Annotated in this window: 12 protein-coding genes and 1 pseudogene; 5 read left to right on the top strand and 8 right to left on the bottom strand. The window is 57.9% G+C overall.

Annotated features, from left to right (window positions below):
• Positions 1–21: 21 nt before the first annotated feature.
• Positions 22–1,344: a purine-cytosine permease family protein gene (locus ACA062_RS22020; RefSeq protein ID WP_497452990.1), complete on the top strand. Its 1,323-nt coding sequence runs from the start codon at positions 22–24 to the stop codon at positions 1,342–1,344.
• A 29-nt stretch (positions 1,345–1,373) separates the two neighbouring features.
• Here ACA062_RS22020 and ACA062_RS22015 read toward each other — a convergent pair whose 3' ends face one another.
• Complete coding sequence (locus ACA062_RS22015; RefSeq protein WP_497452989.1) at positions 1,374–1,829, bottom strand: hypothetical protein; 456 nt, start codon at positions 1,827–1,829, stop codon at positions 1,374–1,376.
• Positions 1,830–2,259: 430 nt separating this feature from the next.
• Between ACA062_RS22015 and ACA062_RS22010 the strand changes: the two genes are divergently transcribed.
• Together ACA062_RS22010 and ACA062_RS22005 are read left to right on the top strand one after the other, a co-directional pair.
• The gene (locus ACA062_RS22010) at positions 2,260–3,900 is read left to right on the top strand and encodes a phospholipase D-like domain-containing protein (protein WP_497452988.1); all 1,641 of its coding nucleotides are present in this window, start codon (positions 2,260–2,262) and stop codon (positions 3,898–3,900) included.
• Between the two features lie 223 nt (positions 3,901–4,123).
• A complete protein-coding gene (locus ACA062_RS22005) occupies positions 4,124–4,507 on the top strand; it encodes a hypothetical protein (RefSeq protein ID WP_497452987.1) in 384 nt (127 codons plus the stop codon).
• A 212-nt stretch (positions 4,508–4,719) separates the two neighbouring features.
• On the opposite strand, the gene ACA062_RS22000 is transcribed toward ACA062_RS22005, so the two are convergent.
• The gene (locus tag ACA062_RS22000) at positions 4,720–5,124 is read right to left on the bottom strand and encodes a DUF6632 domain-containing protein (protein WP_497452986.1); all 405 of its coding nucleotides are present in this window, start codon (positions 5,122–5,124) and stop codon (positions 4,720–4,722) included.
• A 375-nt stretch (positions 5,125–5,499) separates the two neighbouring features.
• Between ACA062_RS22000 and ACA062_RS21995 the strand changes: the two genes are divergently transcribed.
• On the top strand, positions 5,500–6,141 hold the full coding sequence (locus ACA062_RS21995; RefSeq protein WP_497452985.1) for a LysE family translocator: 642 nt from the start codon (positions 5,500–5,502) through the stop codon (positions 6,139–6,141).
• A 148-nt stretch (positions 6,142–6,289) separates the two neighbouring features.
• Here ACA062_RS21995 and ACA062_RS21990 read toward each other — a convergent pair.
• Positions 6,290–7,457 (bottom strand): annotated as a pseudogene (locus ACA062_RS21990) (aminotransferase-like domain-containing protein).
• A gap of 82 nt (positions 7,458–7,539) precedes the next feature.
• Here ACA062_RS21990 and ACA062_RS21985 point away from each other — a divergent pair.
• Positions 7,540–7,983, top strand: coding sequence for a MarR family winged helix-turn-helix transcriptional regulator (locus ACA062_RS21985; protein ID WP_497452984.1), 444 nt, complete (start codon positions 7,540–7,542; stop codon positions 7,981–7,983).
• A 119-nt stretch (positions 7,984–8,102) separates the two neighbouring features.
• Here ACA062_RS21985 and exaC read toward each other — a convergent pair whose 3' ends face one another.
• From exaC to ACA062_RS21960, 5 genes are all read right to left on the bottom strand, one after another.
• On the bottom strand, positions 8,103–9,623 hold the full coding sequence (gene exaC / locus ACA062_RS21980) for an acetaldehyde dehydrogenase ExaC (RefSeq protein WP_497452983.1): 1,521 nt from the start codon (positions 9,621–9,623) through the stop codon (positions 8,103–8,105).
• Positions 9,624–9,697: 74 nt separating this feature from the next.
• Positions 9,698–10,525 (bottom strand): phosphonoacetaldehyde hydrolase, encoded by an 828-nt coding sequence (phnX, locus tag ACA062_RS21975; RefSeq protein ID WP_497452982.1) that lies wholly within the window; start codon positions 10,523–10,525, stop codon positions 9,698–9,700.
• A gap of 39 nt (positions 10,526–10,564) precedes the next feature.
• Positions 10,565–11,908 (bottom strand): MFS transporter, encoded by a 1,344-nt coding sequence (locus ACA062_RS21970; protein WP_497452981.1) that lies wholly within the window; start codon positions 11,906–11,908, stop codon positions 10,565–10,567.
• A 267-nt stretch (positions 11,909–12,175) separates the two neighbouring features.
• A complete protein-coding gene (locus tag ACA062_RS21965) occupies positions 12,176–13,342 on the bottom strand; it encodes a 2-aminoethylphosphonate--pyruvate transaminase (RefSeq protein WP_497452980.1) in 1,167 nt (388 codons plus the stop codon).
• Positions 13,343–13,577: 235 nt separating this feature from the next.
• Entirely contained in the window at positions 13,578–14,969 is a 1,392-nt protein-coding gene (locus ACA062_RS21960; protein ID WP_497452979.1) for an FAD-dependent oxidoreductase, read from the bottom strand.
• Between the last annotated feature and the right edge of the window lie 225 nt (positions 14,970–15,194).

The raw sequence follows: 15,194 nt of genomic DNA, 5'->3' as shown, positions 1-15,194 counted from the left end.
CTGGTTCTGGAGTTCACGCATATGGCTGCTTTATCGCAATCGAGTCAAACCGGGCAAGACCCTGCCCATCATCCCGTTCCCCCCGAAGCACGCATGGGCCGCTTGTCGCTGACCATGGCCTGGTGGGCGGTGTGCAGCGCGATGTTTTACATCGTGGTCGGCGCGTCACTGGCCCTGTCTTACGGTGCCCGCAATGCGCTGATCGGGATGCTGTTGTCGGTGATCAGCTACGGGCTGGTCAACAGTGTGCTCAGCCGTTTCGCGATCCGCAGTGGGTTGTCGGTGGCATTGTTTTCAAGGCTGTTGTTCGGCAGTACCGGCGCCTGCCTGGCGACCTTGATCTTCTTTTCCACGGCGATCTATTACGCCGTGTTCGAGGGTTCGGTGATCGCCGTGGCGCTCAACCACCTGTACCCGGAACTGGTCTATCCGTTGGCCGCGTTATTGGTGGTGCTGTACAGCGTGCCAATGATCCTGGGCAGCGTGCAGCACTGGCTGGACAAGCTCAACGGCGTGTTGCTGCCAGTTTACCTGGGGGGCCTGTTGGTGGCGGTGGGGCTGTCGATCAGCCGTTATGGCTACCAGCCGCAATGGCTGGATTTCGGCCCGGCCACCCCCAGCATGTTTGGCTGGTGGGATTGCTTTGTGGCCTACATGGGCGTCTGGGTGCTGATGCTGTTCACCTTCGACTATGCACGTTTCGGCAAACCTGAAGACGCCGGGTATCACGGGCGCTGGAACTTCGGCATGCCGTTCTACGCGGTGACGTTCCTGCTCAACGGCGCGGCAGGCATCTATCTGGTCAGCAGCATTCCCCATGACGGGGCGCTGAACGAAGTGTCGGTGGTGATGGCGATTTTGCAACTGATGGGCTTGTGGGGATTGTTGTTTGTCTGGGCCACGCAAACCCGGATCAACACCGCCAATTACTATCTGGCCACGCTGAACATGCAGGCGTTCTTCGCACGTTTTGGCCTGCGCGGTTCGTACGCGATGTGGGCCTTGGCGGTCGGGTTGATCGTCTACGGCTTGATGCTCGCCGATGTGTTTACCTACCTGCTCAAAGCGTTGGCGTATCAAGGCATTTTCGTCGTGGCCTGGGTCGGTGTGGCGTTGGCGCAAATCCGCTACGGACGCTGTGATGGAGCGACGCTCGAACGGGTGGCAGCGTTTCATCCGGCGGGCTTGACGGCCTGGTTCGGCGCCACTGCGCTGGGACTGGTACTGATGTTCTGCGGTGGCAGCCTGAGCAGCTTTTCCGCACCGGCAACGGTGGTGTTGGCGTTTGTCTTGCAGGGCGGCTTGTCCCGCCTCAGCCGAAGCCGGTTGCAGTTGGCGCAGTAAGGTCTTTGCCCGCGCCAAGGAGGGCGCGGTTATTTCACCGAACCGCCTTGCCGGAGATCAGCGCAAAAAATATCGATGTTGCCACTGTCCGGGGCAGTGCGCACGACGACGGAGTACTCACTGGACAGCAGGACCGGCAGTGCGACAGGTGCGCCTCTCGAGAACGCCCAGCCGCGTATGGCTTGGCGTTCGGTGTTGACATGATCGTTCATTGCGTAGGCGACGGGCCCGGGCTGCTGGCAGCTGCCTTTATTGATGAAGGTATAGAGGCGCAAGGGCAGGGACGTTCCGCCTGGAACACCACTGATGAAGAAACTGAATCCGGTTTTATTATTGTTCCAGCTGGTCAACGTTAGATTGCCGATCTGACCGGTGTTCTGGCGGGTGGCAACCAGTGGAACACTCACGCCATGCTCTGATGAAGTGGTGCAGCCGAAGAGGCTGGCGCAGACCATTAGCGCTGCAAGTGAGTTTTTGAGCTTCATTGCCAACGTCCCGGGTTGAAGAACTGCAATGGGAGATTAGTGGGTATAGCTCATCAATCGCCTCTTTGACGTTGCCCCCGGGGGCATTCCCCGAACCCGGGCATGTGGAGAGCATTTCAAGCGGCGGCAGAGGCTGCTGGTTGCGCAGTAATCGGCCCCAAGCTGCCGTTGACCAAAGGCCGAAATCGGCCAGAAGCTGCCTGTGGCCAGAACAATGGCAGATCATTGGCTATGCTTGATCTGTTGCCGTCGCGTTGCTAGTACGGCGCGCACGCCAGTTCGCGGACGAGTTCGCTGCACTGGGCCTGCGCGAAGCGGAACTGCTGCGCGCCCTGGCAGATGTAGCCGCCGCAGAGGCGCTTGTTGCTGCGCTGTGCAAAACGTCCCCGAATTCTCACTGACACGCTCTTGATTTTGATCGGAGGGGTTTATGCCGAAAAGTTTAGACTACTCAAGAATTGATCTAGACACCCAAGCGGCGATACTTGAGCTTATTAACCGTGCCCCTCATGACGGGTACCTGACATCAAATGGATGGCTGCGAGACGACCCGATCTTAGGATACGGTGAGGCAGGATATGGTATTGGCCACGTGGTCGCTCCTCGGCTATTGGCTCTCAGAGATTCACAGCCTGACGGTGAACTCCGTGATATTAGCTTGCTTACACAGGTCAAGGGTTTTGCACAGGACAAGCTTGATGACCTGGCGTTTACGATGTCAAACCATGCGCTGCATCGGAATCGGGTGACGCTCATAACCGACGGACCCGGTTGCCGACAGGCGATCCTCGATGTGATCGGTCGCGCGACACGCTACGTGCATCTTTCAACCTTCATGTTCTTTAATGATGAGGCCGGACAGCTAGTCGCGGACAGTCTGATTGAAGCTGCATCACGTGATGTCGACGTTCGGGTCATGTTTGACATTCGCAAGAGCAGAGATGGATCGACCGATGGAAAGGATGCCCGGAAAAATAATACAGGACGACATAAGATCGATGAGTTGGTAAATCGTCTGGAGAATGGCCGTGTCGAGGTTGTGGATACAGCCTGGCTTGGACATCGGTTAAGCGAGGACCAATTAAAGGGGCTTGTCGATCAAGGGATGAACCCGGACTGGGCAGAGGAACAGCGCGACATTAATCGACATACGCTGATTGGTTTAAACCACGTTGACCATACAAAGCTCTTAATCGTCGATGGTCGCGAAGCTATGGTAATGAGCATTGGTATCGGGAACGAGTATTTGTATGAAGGGCAGCAACGAATAGGAACAGAGACTAGCGAGCCTCACTGGCACGACGCCATTACCCATATTGTTGGTGGCGCGAGCGCCCGAGTGAATCTTTTTTTTGCGAAGCGGTGGATGCTCAGCACCAATAAGTTTATTGACGTTAATGACGTTTTTTTTACTCCCCCAGCCGTTCCAGAAGGAACCGACACAGTTCTGATCCTTGAGAGCCGGCCAGGCGAAGAACTCCAGGTCGATCTACCTCAATTGCTCAGGTCCGGTCCACTGCCTCTCAGACAAGATAACGCTCTCCGTCACTTCTATTCTCGTCAAATATTCCGCCGCGCGAAGGAAATATTGATTGGGAATCCATACCCTATTGACTACGCAATGCTGAGGACATGGCTTGAAGAAATAGAAGGGCGCGATGGATTATCGTTCAGGCTCATCCGTCCGCATCCGAGTGCGAACGACTTTCCGTTTGCCGATACGGGTGCAGTGAAGTCGCTTTTTCGTTCCTTCGACAAAGAACTTCGGGATGCCGGTGCGCGGATATTCGAATATTCGCGGGCATTTAATCATTTGAAAATCGCGGTGGTCGATGGGTGGTTGGCAACTCATGGTTCTTATAATCTGAACTGGCGTAGCGCACGCAAGGACCTAGAATTCAATGTGATAATTGAAAGCCGTGCGTATGCTGAGCAGGTTAGAAACGTACTGCTGAGCGATATGGGAGATAATCTAACCAGTGAGATCGTAAATCCGGTGGATGAGGATGTTTTTTCCAAGCTAATCGCTTTGAATCCAGGGACACTCGCCATCCTGAATGAGGTTGCCTAGTGAGTGTTGACTATTAAAATCGGTAATCAGCTTCAGAAAACTCCATAAACCACTGCTGGTTCGAGGATGGCATACCGAATTTGAGTGTCAAATTCCATAACCCAGAGGGGAAGCGGCGTCTTGCGATGCAACATTGGGCAGAGTGATCCAGAAATCGGGACAGACTACGATCTCCTGGTACGGAAAAATTGGAAATCTACAACTTCGCACGAAGGGGTAATGTATGGCGCAAAAAGTGCATGATCTCGGGAATGGTATCCGTATCAAAATCAACACGATCGGGACGGAATTGCCCGCGTTCGTTGAGTGGGGGGGCGAAGCCCGGCGAGAGCGCCGAAGGTGGTTTTTGTTTGTCCCGTATTGGTCAACCGAGGGCGCTTCGCCCAACTTCTCGGTCGAGTTCATTCAAGACGATGGAACTGTCCTTTCCGACGTCCAGACCAGCGCTTCTAATGAAACCAGAGCGGGCTATCGCAAGAAAGCGATAGTCAGCATAAATTCGCCGGCTGCCAACTCCCCTTCGAACACGGCTGCCTGGATGATCAACGTGGTTCTTCGTTATGTCGTTGATGGCCAAAACAAGACGCTATCGCACAAACCGCTCTAACCTGAATTCCTTCTCTTTTCCCGCAAGAATCGGAGATTCATCCCCATCGTGCAAGGAATCAGCCGGACACGACGTTTGACATCGCCTCTGTAGAGACGGCCGATGCCAGACCGTCGCTGTCCGACCCATCTGTCGGCGCTTGGTTGATCAGCAGACCAAAAATTTGCGTAGAAACGCGATTTTCGTCCCGATCCTGACAGTCAAACCTGCTCTTAGACCCCATTGTGTGTCCGGGGCCGAGCGGCCAATTGCGAGCGGGGCGTCAAGATGGCCAAGGCAACCGCCACGATGAAGAGCGCCGGCACGTCACCTGCCAAGTGCCCCATTTGCCCCGGCTGGGTGACCGCCTGGACGGCCATGATTCCTCCGTGTACGGCGCTAGACCACACGGTGAACCAGATTAGGCTCAGATTGGCTAATGGATCACGTGCGGCCAGGATCAAGAACACGCCAAGTGCGGCGTAGATGCCAACGATCATCATCGGGTAGTCCGAGTGACCGACGTGCCAGGCCCAGCCGGACGGCCAGAACAACATAAGTGGGTAGAGAGCAAGGCACGCGAGGCCAGCCAACACTAGAACGACGCGCAAATACCTGAGGCGATCGACTACGGTCATGGCGGACGCCTCCTTGGGCCTAACTCTAAATTGACCCCAAGTGGGGTGACAACACCTTCACGGGTTTGGTGGAGAACATTCCTTGTTCTGTCGTCTATCCCTGACTAGGCCGGGCATTGTGACAGTCGGGTGACCGCTGAAGGCGGTTTATACACCATGGACGGAAAGCCCAATCTGCTCAATCAGTTCCGGCAGTAGACCAAGCATAGCTGCTCATTTGCTATCGCTCCGTCCACCGGCTGCTTCTGGGCCGATTGCTGTCGGTGGGCAAGGAGCGCTTTCAATCCAATGACCGCCTGGGATACCGAACACCACTTGACTCGTGGTCCCGCTCGCTCCTGTAACATGCCAGCCTCACCACCACGAGCTTTGAAAATGGATTCTCACTCGATTCTGACTTTTACCCTGGTCGCCGCGATTGCCATCGCCAGCCCAGGGCCTGCGACCTTGATGGCGATCAACAATAGCCTGGCCCATGGGCAGCGCAGCGCCATATGGTCATCGCTGGGCAACGCCAGTGGCCTGTTCTGCCTGTCGTCTGCTGCCATGCTGGGGCTGGGGGCGCTGCTCGCCAGTTCCGAATGGCTGTTCAACGCGGTGAAGTTTATCGGTGCCGGTTATTTGTTCTACCTGGGTATTAGACAATTGTTCAAAAAGGGCCCGATGCTCCCGGACGGGATTCAGGATGACTTGAAGAAAAGCCGGCCGACTCGTTCCAAACTGTACAAATCGGCCTTCCTGACGGCAGTGACCAACCCCAAGGCGACGATGTTCTTCACCGCGCTGTTCCCGCAGTTCATCGATCAGAACGCGGCATTGCTGCCGCAATTTCTGATCCTCACCTCGATCTTCATGGCATTGTCGGTGTCGTCCCTGAGCCTCTATGCCGCGCTCGCCTCGCGGGCCAAGGGTGTGCTGACCCGGCCTGCGCTGTCCCGCTGGGTCAGCCGGGTGGTGGGGTCGACATTCATTGGTTTCGGTGCTGCCATTCTGACGATGCGGCGGCAGGCGGCGTAAGTACTCAATACGGATGCCCAGACCCCAAGACTACTTCCCGGGTTTCACGATATTCTCTGAAATTGCCCGGTGCGGTCATACCGGCGTGGCAGGAGAACGGATTGTTAAAGGCCGTCTCCTGTGGCGATTATATCGCTCTCAAGCAAACTCAGGCTGCTTGTGCCGCCTGGGCATGACTCACCACTGCTGCCAGCCGCTTGAGCCCTTCGTCCAGCCGTGCAGGATCGATGTGGCTGAAGTTCAGGCGCATATACCCCGGGTTGTTATCCGGTTCGGGGAAGAACGGTTCACCTGGCATGAACGCCACATCCGCCGCCAGTGCAGCATTCAGCAGTGTGCGGGTATCCAGCGGCTGCTTGAGCCTCAGCCAGAAAAACAGCCCGCCCTTGGGCACGTTCCAATCCGCCAGATCGGAAAAGTGCGCTTCCAATGCAATTTGAAATGCATCTCGACGAACCCGATAGAAGTCCCGCAACTCGCTCAGGTGACGCTGGAATTTGTCGGTGCCAATCCATTGCAGCGCCTGCCACTGACCGGCCCGATTGGTGTGCAGGTCGGCCGATTGTTTGAGTTTCAGCAAGTGCGGGAACAAGTCCGTACTGGCAATCAGGTAGCCGACTCGCAGTCCGGGCAGAAGTGTTTTTGACACGGTGCCGGTGTAGATCCAGCTGGCCTTTTTCAAGCGGCTGACGATTGGCGTTGCGTTGTCGCCGTCGAATGTCAACTCGCGATAAGGCTCATCCTCGATCAACGTCACCCCGAATTCATCAAGCAACGCTGCCACCGCATCGCGCTTGGCTTCGCTGTAACGCACGGCCGAAGGGTTCTGGAACGTCGGGATCAAATAGATGAACGCAGGTTTGTGTTTTTCCAGACGCGCGCGCAGTTGCGCCAGGTCAGGGCCGTCCGCCTCCTGCGGAACTGTTATGCAGTCAGCGCCGAACAATTGAAAGATCTGCAACGCCGCCAGGTAGGTTGGCGCTTCCAGCAGAATCTCGGTGCCTTTGTCGATGTACAGCTTGGCTGCCAGGTCGAGGGTTTGCTGAGAACCGCTCACCACCAGCACCTGATTCGCCTCGCAGGGCACACCTGACGCACGGGCCTCTGCGGCCAACGCCTCCCGGAGCGCCGGCTCACCTTCGCTCATGCCGTATTGGCCCATAGACACCGGCATGCCCGTCCACTCTACTTTGGGCAGCATGGCTTCGGCCGGCAACCCGCCCAGCGAACGACATCACTTCCGGGCGTTGGGCCGCGGCGAGAATTTCACGGATCAAAGAACTTTTAAGGCGCGTGACACGTTCGGAGAATGCCATGGGAGTCACCAGTAGCGAGGCTTGGGGAGAATGAGTCAAACTAGTTGACCGAACTTACGACAATTTCCGCGGAAACGTCAATATGCTTGACCTTAAACACCCCGGTACCCAGCAACAGGCCATGGAAGCGTTCTTCTTCGGCTACCAGGCCTTTACCGCCAAGGCCGACGAAATGCTCGAACGCCGAGGCTTGAACCGGGTACATCAACGGATCGTGTTTTTCGTCGCCCGTTACCCAAACCTGAGCGTCAAGGAATTGCTGGCGCTGCTCGGCGTGAGCAAGCAGGCGCTGAATATTCCCCTTCGTCAGTTGCTGGAAATGCATCTGGTGAATAGCGTCGCGTCGCAGACCGACAAGCGTAAACGACTGCTGGAACTGACGGATGATGGCGCGCGCTTCGAACAGTCATTGCGGCGCGAGCAGGTTAAATTGCTGGAGCGGGTGTTTGCCGAGGCTGGGGAGGCGGCGGTGAATGGGTGGCTGGCAGTAAATCTGGCGCTGGGGAAAACCCAAGTGCCAATGTAGGAGCGAGCTCGCTCGCGAAGGACGTGAGGGGGACGCGTACATCCAGGCGGCCCCCGTCATCGTTGACGTTCTTCGCGAGCAAGCTCGCTCCTACAGGGTTTTGCGGTGTTCCGGCCGGGTTAGAAGAAGCCCAGCGGATTGATGTCGTAGCTCACCAGCAGGTTTTTGGTCTGCTGATAGTGATCGAGCATCATCTTGTGGGTTTCACGGCCGACGCCGGACTTCTTGTAGCCACCGAACGCGGCATGCGCCGGGTACAGGTGATAGCAGTTGGTCCACACCCGACCGGCCTTGATCGCGCGGCCCATGCGGTAGGCGCGGTTGATGTCGCGGGTCCACAGGCCGGCACCCAGGCCGAACTCGGTGTCGTTGGCGATGGCCAGGGCTTCGGCTTCGTCCTTGAAGGTGGTGATGCTCACCACCGGGCCAAAGATTTCTTCCTGGAACACGCGCATTTTGTTGGTGCCCTTGAGCAGGGTCGGCTGGATGTAATACCCGGTCGCCAGGTTGCCCTCGAGTTTTTCCACCTTGCCGCCGGTCAGCAGCTCGGCGCCTTCGCCCTTGGCGATCTCCAGGTACGACAGGATCTTGTCGAATTGCTGCTCGGATGCCTGGGCGCCGACCATGGTGTCGGTGTCCAGCGGATCGCCACGTTTGATCGACAGCACTTTCTTCATCACCACTTGCATGAAGTCGTCGTAGATCGACTCTTGCACCAGGGCACGGGACGGGCAGGTGCAGACTTCGCCCTGGTTGAAGAACGCCAGCACCAGGCCTTCGGCGGCCTTCTCGATGAACTGTGGCTCGGCTTGCATGATGTCTTCGCAGAAGATGTTCGGCGACTTGCCACCCAGCTCCACGGTGGACGGAATGATGTTTTCGGCGGCGCATTTCATGATGTGCGAGCCGACCGGGGTCGAGCCGGTGAAGGCGATCTTGGCGATGCGTTTGCTGGTGGCCAGGGCTTCACCTGCTTCTTTGCCGAAGCCCTGCACCACGTTGAGCACGCCGGGTGGCAGCAGGTCGCCGATCAGTTCCATCAGCACGGTGATGCCCAGTGGGGTTTGCTCGGCAGGCTTGAGTACCACGCAGTTACCCGCGGCCAGGGCCGGGGCGAGTTTCCAGGCGGCCATCAGCAGCGGGAAGTTCCACGGAATGATCTGTCCGACCACGCCCAGTGGTTCATGGAAGTGATACGCCGCGGTGTGTTCGTTTATTTCCGCCGAGCTGCCCTCCTGGGCACGGATGCAACCGGCGTAGTAGCGAAAATGGTCCACGGCCAGCGGGATGTCGGCGTTGAGGGTTTCACGCACGGCTTTGCCGTTGTCCCAGGTTTCGGTGACGGCCAGCAGTTCCAGGTTCTGTTCGATGCGGTCGGCAATTTTCAGCAACGCCAAAGAGCGGTCCTGCACCGAAGTCTTGCCCCAGGCATCGGCGGCGGCGTGGGCAGCGTCCAGGGCTTTGTCGATGTCTTCGGCGCTGGAGCGCGGGAATTCGGCAATCGGTTGGCCATTCACTGGCGAGGTATTGGTGAAGTACTGACCTTTGACCGGTGCGACGAACTCGCCGCCGATGTAGTTACCGTAACGCGACTTGAAGGAAACGATGGCACCGGGCGTGCCAGGGTGGGCGTAGTTCATGGTGGTGTTCTCTGGTTGTTTTGGTTGTGACCGTCCTTGGGACGGCCACTGTCAGCTACACAAGCGCTACGGGGTCAGGAGCCCTGAGGGGTTTCTCCACGTGCCAGACGGGCATTGATGTCTTCGATGACCGCCGGCAAATCAACGACGGTGTCGATCAGGTAGTGGGGGCGGGAGCCTTCGAACATCTTGATGATGCGCGCGCGTTCCTCGGCCAATTCCTCCAGGGACAAATCCTGGAATTCTTCATAGGTCAGGCCCAGTGCATTGCCGGAGCAGGTCAGCGCGACGGTCCACATCCCCGCGCTACGACCTTCGAGAATACCCGGCCAGGTGTCGTCGACCTTCACGCAAGCGGCGACGTCGCTGATCCCCAGCGCGATCACGTTGGCCAAGGCCTGAGCCGGGTGCGGGCGTCCATTGGGCACTTCGTCGGTCGCCACCACATGGTCGGTGACATAGCCGTTCTTGCGCGCCAGCTCTACGACTTTTTCCATGACCACGGCCGGGTAGCCTGAGCAGGAGCCGATTTTCAGACCCTTGTCGCGCAAGCCATGGATGGTATCGAGGGCACCGGGAATCAGCGCCGAGTGCAGGGCGATCTTTTCGATCTGCAGCGGCATGAAGCGCTCGTAGAGGGCGGTGACATCATCATCAGTCGGCAACCGGCCGAAGGCAGCATGGTAGCGATCGGCGATCTGCGGCTCGTTGCACAGCGTGCGGATGTGATCCCACTTGCCCATGCCCATCGGCCCGCGAGCTTCTTGCAGGGAAACCGCAACGCCGAACTCGGCAAAGGCTTCGACAAAAATCTGCGTCGGTGCGAAAGAACCGAAGTCAACGACAGTGCCCGCCCAGTCCAGAACCACGGCTTGCAGTTGAGAAGGTTGCTTGTAATGCATGGTGATTGCTCCAGTGATGGGTGATTGGTTAATTCGAGTTCAGGAACTGGTGCCGACAACGACCGGTTGCACCGCAGGCGAGGCCAACGCCGTGCTTTCCACTGTTTTCGGGCGGCTGTTCCAAAATGGAATCAACATCAAGCTGGCCAGCAGCGCCGCGACGGTGAACACCAGGAATATGGTGGTGGTGTCGAAGTATCCTGGTAACAGGCCGCCGAGGACCGCGCCTATCGAACCGCAGCCGTTGACGAAGCCTGCGGCGGAGGCCGCTCCGTCCTTACTGCCGAAATCAATGGCAGCTGAGCCGCTCATCATCGAATCCGGCCCGTAAAGAGTCAGGCCTATCATGAACAACAGGCCGACCACCATGTAGAGACTGCCGCTCTGCATCGCGGGGACGAACAGCCCCAAACAGATGGTGAGGACAACCAGGCTCAGGACACAGGCCGGCATGCGACGAGCGCCGAAGTACTTATCTGATGCGATACCGATGAGGATTGGACCTGCCAGACCCGCCAGTTCAAAAGCCGTCGGGACGATTGCGGATGCCACTTTGCCAATCTCGGGCATGCGTTCGTAGATAATGACTGGCCCCCACAGGAGGATGGCGTAGCGCGCTGGCTTGAGCATGAAATAGGCAAGGCCGAGTATCAGCACGGTTCGATTTTTCATCACCGTGCGCAAGCCAGCCCACATACTTTCGCGCGGAACTGCGACCTTGCTGACGGGTTCGATTTCGATCTCGACAGGAGGCAGCCCGACATCTTCTGGCTGGTTGCGCTGCAGGAAAAAGAACAGCACCGCCACCACCAACACCACCACAGCACTGCTGATGAACGCGATGCGCCAGTCATGGTAAGCGTTGTAGGCCCACCAACCGGCAAACGGTGTGGCTACCAGCCCCCCGAAGGCGTAGCAGGTGCTCCAGTAACCCAGCACGCGGCCACGTTCACTGGTGCTGAAGAAACTGCCGACGTTCTTGCATAGACCCGACCAACCGGTGGACTGAGCCAGGCCCTGGATCAGCATGCAGGAGGCGAAAATCGGTAAGGTGGCGTAGGTGCCCATCAGCAGCGCGGCCAGCGCCGAGATGACGAGTCCGCTAAGCACCACGACCCTTGGCCCGAAACGGTCAGAGAAGTTGCCCCAAAGAAACTGGCCCACGGCATACGCGGTCAGGTAGAGGGCATCGAGATTGGCCATCATGGCCTTTTCGAGCATGAAGTCCGGGTCTTCGCCAATACCCAGTTTGGCGACAGAAAACGCCTTGCGGGTGAAGTAGAAGGCGGCATAAGCCACCCAGGTGATGAGAAAAACTTGCACGCGCCAACGCTGGAGCGATTTCCAGCCGGTTGCGAGAGGACTTGTTGCGTTCTTGTTCATGGTGTTCTGATCCCGTATGTGGTGCCAGACAGCGCAAAGTTTTTGTTTTTGTTTTCGGTACGGAAAATCTGTCCACGCACATGACATCGATGAGATGGCAGTGAGATGGCATCAGGCTTTCAGTATTCAAATGACGCAGTCGCTGACGCCTGCCCGGCTGTGCCTGGCGATAAGTCAACGAATCCATGTGCTGAAAAAAGATCCTCGTCCACAGGTGCTACCCATTGCACCCGTGCTCGAATTGACAAGGACCTTTAAAGGGGGCGGTCAGCCTGCCGGCAGGCGCATGTCGACGTTCATCGCCACGAGACTGTCGGCGATGGCGCGCAGTAACTGATGGACGATGTATTCGTCGATCTGGCCGATACAGCCGATACGGAAACTCTCGGCTACTGTCAGTTTGCCGGGGTAGATGATGAACTGGCGGGCTTTGAGTTCATCGTAGAAGCGCTTGAACTCGAAGTTTGGATGTTCCGGGCTGAAGAACGTGGTGATGATTGGCGACAGCCAACGGTCCTCAAGCAACGTTCTGAAGCCAAGTTCGCGCATGCCTGCGACCAGTACATCGCGATTGCGGGTGTAGCGTGCCAGACGGCCATGCACGCCGCCTTCGGCAGTGTGTTGCTCCAAGGCTTTATGGAACGCTACAACGCTGTGGGTCGGTGGCGTGAAACGCCATTGGCCAGTGCGCTCCATGTACACCCACTGCTCGTACAGGTCGAGGCTCAGTGAATTGGCGCGGCCTTTGGCGGCCTCCAGGATGGAGCGGCGGATGATGACGAAACCGAACCCCGGAATACCCTCGATGCATTTGTTGGCAGAGGACACCACCACGTCGAACGCTATTTCATTGACCGTCAGCGGCACGGCGCCGAAGGAACTCATGGCATCGATGATCAGACTCTTGCCATGTGCCTTCACCACATCGGCGATTTCGCGCAGCGGATTGAGAATGCCGGAACTGGTTTCGCAATGGACGATGAAGACGTTGGTGACGTCCGGGTTGTCCTTGAGCAAGGCGTCCACTTCCTCGGGCTGCGGCGGCAGGTAATCCCCTTTGTCCAGGGTGATGAAGGCGCGACCGAGATACTCGAGGGTCTTGGTGGCGCGTTGGCCGTAGGCGCCATTCATCAGCACCAGCGCTTTACCGTCACGAGGGATGGCAGTGGCCAAGGCGGCTTCCACCGAGTAGCTGCCGCTGCCTTGCAATGGCACGCAGGCAAAGCTGTCGTCCTGTACGCCCGCCATGCTGAGCAAGCTCTGGCGAACGTCAGCCGTGACTTGATTGAAGGCAACGTCCCATGAACCCCAGTCGCGCAGCATGGCTTCCTTGGTGGCTTTGGACGTGGTCAACGGGCCTGGGGTGAGCAGGTAGGGTTCACCCAGGGCTGGGGTGGCCAGCGTCTGTGTGGTCGGAAACTCAGCTTTGGTCATGATCTTCTCCGGCGATGTTGTTTTTGTGGGGAGTGATGCATGGGCCAATAAAACCATTAGCCGAAAAATAACTGAAATCGATTTATCACATGTCAATAACAAGCTGAGCTTATAAGTGGAAATGTTGATTTTCGTGCAACACCTGATCGACAAGCACGCGTAAAACCCCACCTGGCACGAGCCGGGTGGGGTGTTCTGTGGGGGCGTGTTGAAGTTCCGTTGAGTGACCGGTGCGTTATCCCTTGTCTGACTTGCCGGCCGCCGCGGCGAACTTCGCAAGACGCACATCCAGCCGACGGGGGCGCAGGTTGTGGTCCTCGGCATGCTCCTTGCGGCGAATGGCGTTGCGCACCATCAGTGAACCCAGGTAGCGAATCGGTTCCGGTGGGAAATGGCCGAGCGGGCCTTGCACCAGTGGCGAGCGTGTCCAGGGGTTGTCCACCCCCAACACCAGCGATGACAGGATTTGCCCGCCCATATGACAGGGACCGACGCCGCTGCCGGAATAGCCGAAGCCATAGAAGATGTTGGCGCTTGCGCCCATACGGCCGAAGAAAGGCAACCCGGTGACCGAGCGGTCGGACGGGCCATTCCAGGTGGCGGCGATGCCGACATCGGCAAAGTCTGGAAAGAACTCCACCAGCGTGTTGCGCAACAAGCCTTTGTAGGGCGAAGGCTGGTCGAATACCGGCAGGATGCGCCCGCCGTAGGCGAAGGTGTTGCCACCTTTGCCGAGCATGATCCGGCCGTCCGGGGTGTTGTGGTAGTAGTGCACGAAGATGCGCGAGTCGAGTACGGTGACCCCGCTGGTCAGGCCAATTCGCTCGAGCAGGTCCGGTCGCGGCTCGGTAATGATCATGTCGCTGGAAACGATGGCCACCGAACGCGAGAATTCGGGAAAAGCCCGCGCCATCCAGGCGTTGATCGCCAACACCACGCGATTGGCGACGACTTGCCCACCCGGCGTATTGATGGTGGCCGGCAGCCCTTGTTCCAGGCCGGTCATTGGCGAACCTTCGTAGATTCGCACGCCAAGTTCCAGCGCTACCCGGCGCAGGCCGCGGACCAGCTTGCCCGGCTGCACACTGGCCGCTGCTGGCGAGAACCAGCCTTCAACGTGTCGGGTCGAACCCGCCATCCGCTGCACGTCAGCTAGCGCGCTTTTGGAGAAAGAGTTGATGCCATTGCGCTCCAGCGCAGCGATCACTCCGTCGGTCGAGCCGACCTGAGCGCGGTTAGTCGCCGTGTAAAGCGTGCCATCGAGACGGTAATCGGCATCAACCCCGTACTTCTGGCAAAAGCTGCCGATGGCGTAGATGCTTTGCTCCGATTCCTTGACCAGGCGTATCGCCTCTTTGACGCCGAACAAGCGCTCCAGGGTGAAGTACTTGGCCGACCAGGACAGTGCGCAGCCGCCATTGCGCCCACTGGCACCGGCACCGCAGATGTCGGCTTCGACGATGACCACGTCCAGCTCGGGGTTCTGTTCCTTGAGCATGATGGCAGTCCACAAACCGGTGTAACCACCACCGACGATGCAGACATCGGCACGGGTGTTCTGCCGCAGCGGCGGGCAGGGCGAGTCGGGTTGAGTTTTCAGGGCCTGATCGAGCCAGTAGGGGCGCATGAGGTCATCTCCGTTGGAGCGGTTGGGGAACAGGGTTCAGGGAAGCAATCAGCCGCACGCGGCGAACACGATCATTTTCACGCGCCAACCGGGGGGTTGGTACGAGGGCGGCACTGTTCAAACAGGGGGCAGGCGACTTGCGAAAACCATGCTTGCAGTTCATCGTCTATAAATAAAATCGATTTATCGTATGCATGAATAAGCTGAACCTATGCAAAGGCTCCC

The organism is Pseudomonas sp. LBUM1679 (genome assembly GCF_059695565.1).
The sequence above is the reverse complement of the archived record's forward strand: the minus strand, read 5'-3'. Positions and strand labels throughout refer to the sequence as shown.

What these genes read in the sequence shown, in the direction of transcription:
- ACA062_RS21960 (WP_497452979.1), bottom strand. Translation starts at nt 14,969, where the DNA reads ATGCGCCCCTACTGGCTCGATCAGGCCCTGAAAACTCAACCCGACTCG.
- ACA062_RS22020 (WP_497452990.1), top strand. Translation starts at nt 22, where the DNA reads ATGGCTGCTTTATCGCAATCGAGTCAAACCGGGCAAGACCCTGCCCAT.
- ACA062_RS21995 (WP_497452985.1), top strand. Translation starts at nt 5,500, where the DNA reads ATGGATTCTCACTCGATTCTGACTTTTACCCTGGTCGCCGCGATTGCC.
- phnX (WP_497452982.1), bottom strand. Translation starts at nt 10,525, where the DNA reads ATGCATTACAAGCAACCTTCTCAACTGCAAGCCGTGGTTCTGGACTGG.
- ACA062_RS22010 (WP_497452988.1), top strand. Translation starts at nt 2,260, where the DNA reads ATGCCGAAAAGTTTAGACTACTCAAGAATTGATCTAGACACCCAAGCG.
- ACA062_RS21965 (WP_497452980.1), bottom strand. Translation starts at nt 13,342, where the DNA reads ATGACCAAAGCTGAGTTTCCGACCACACAGACGCTGGCCACCCCAGCC.
- ACA062_RS22000 (WP_497452986.1), bottom strand. Translation starts at nt 5,124, where the DNA reads ATGACCGTAGTCGATCGCCTCAGGTATTTGCGCGTCGTTCTAGTGTTG.
- exaC (WP_497452983.1), bottom strand. Translation starts at nt 9,623, where the DNA reads ATGAACTACGCCCACCCTGGCACGCCCGGTGCCATCGTTTCCTTCAAG.
- ACA062_RS21985 (WP_497452984.1), top strand. Translation starts at nt 7,540, where the DNA reads ATGCTTGACCTTAAACACCCCGGTACCCAGCAACAGGCCATGGAAGCG.
- ACA062_RS22005 (WP_497452987.1), top strand. Translation starts at nt 4,124, where the DNA reads ATGGCGCAAAAAGTGCATGATCTCGGGAATGGTATCCGTATCAAAATC.
- ACA062_RS21970 (WP_497452981.1), bottom strand. Translation starts at nt 11,908, where the DNA reads ATGAACAAGAACGCAACAAGTCCTCTCGCAACCGGCTGGAAATCGCTC.
- ACA062_RS22015 (WP_497452989.1), bottom strand. Translation starts at nt 1,829, where the DNA reads ATGAAGCTCAAAAACTCACTTGCAGCGCTAATGGTCTGCGCCAGCCTC.